Source organism: Spirulina sp. CCY15215, from assembly GCF_016888125.1.
In the GTDB taxonomy this organism is placed as follows: domain Bacteria; phylum Cyanobacteriota; class Cyanobacteriia; order Cyanobacteriales; family Spirulinaceae; genus CCY15215.
In genome coordinates this window covers 1-317 of the sequence record NZ_JACSWA010000156.1, presented here as the reverse complement: position 1 = coordinate 317, position 317 = coordinate 1, and the positions used below count along the sequence as shown (strand labels likewise).

General features: G+C 42.0%; 1 protein-coding gene. It reads right to left on the bottom strand.

The genetic code is table 11. The annotated features are described in order from the left end of the window. Positions 1–317 (bottom strand): lysophospholipid acyltransferase family protein (locus JUI58_RS00750; protein ID WP_204101838.1); only part of this gene is annotated, 317 nt, incomplete at both ends.

Genomic DNA, 317 nt, shown 5'->3' with positions numbered 1-317 from the left:
CCTAATTTTGGCTCAGTTATTTTACCATCTAGGGTGCGAGTTCCTTGTAAAAATATGCCTACAGCCCAACCTTCATTTAAGGATGAAAGTGCGGCTTTAATCGCACTGCGATCGGCAGAAGAACGCTTGACTGGATAAGCACCATATAACTCTATTGCTTGTCCTAAAACTGGCACTTTAAATAATTCTTCTTTGGCCATAAAAGCCACAGGACGACAGACACAATTAGAAACAATGGGGGGATCGAAATTACTGGCATGATTACTCGCAACCACTAAAGGACCCTCTTGAGGAACATTTTCTACGCCATAAATACG